Genomic DNA, 819 nt, shown 5'->3' on the forward strand with positions numbered 1-819 from the left:
TAATGGTGGTGCGATACTCCACGGCAGCGTCGTACTGGGTGCCAGCGGGGGCCTTGGCGGCAACGGTGGCCAGGTGAGTTCTGAGATGGTTGCGGGCAGCCTCATTTCGGGATATGCCACCGAGATCTTCGGAGACTGCGGCGCTGCACTTTGTCCTACAGCCGGTGAGCTCCCGATAGATGCCTTCGGAGTCGTGCTGCAAAGTATTGGCGGTGGCGGTGGCGGAGGCTTGGCGGGTAATGTCAGCGCGGACGCTCTCGCCGCCGATTCCCATTTTTCTGATAGAGGCCAGGCTACGCTTGCCACCCACGTAGCGTTAGGCGCCGCTAGTGGTGTGTCCGGTGATGGTCATTACGTCACCTTCGCCATCAACCAGGGTGGCCAGATCGCTACTGCCGGTCAAGGCTCGCACGCGCTGCTCGTACAGAGCATAGGCGCAGGCGGCGGCTCGGCCGGGGACTCTTCGTCCATGGCAGCGACTGCGGGACCATCCAGCGCGGAGACCGCCTGGACGCTTGAACCGCGGTTCACATTGGGTGCCTCGGGCGACGCCGGCGGTCGCGGCGGGCCGGTCGGGGCGGCAATTGGAGGGCTGATCCACGTGGCGGGCACCGACGTCAGAGTCACGCCGGACCCAGTCGGCTCGCCCGTGAGCATCATCAGCACTTACGGTGACTACGCCAACGGCCTGACCGTTCAATCGATAGGCGGTGGCGGTGGCAACGCCGGCTTTGGCAGCGCGAGAACGCAGGCGTCCAGCTTGGGGGCCACGCTTGCGCCCACCATCAAATTGGGTGGCGCGGGGGCAGGGGGCGGTAG

1 pseudogene is annotated in these 819 nt (G+C 65.7%); it reads left to right on the top strand.

Annotation, left to right across the window (positions count from 1 at the left end):
• Nucleotides 1–193: 193 nt before the first annotated feature.
• Nucleotides 194–819, top strand: a pseudogene (locus GOQ28_RS18475) (hypothetical protein); the annotation flags it as partial.

Origin of the sequence: Bordetella sp. 02P26C-1, from assembly GCF_009763255.1 — a bacterium.
Classification (GTDB): Bacteria; Pseudomonadota; Gammaproteobacteria; order Burkholderiales; family Burkholderiaceae_B; genus Bordetella_A.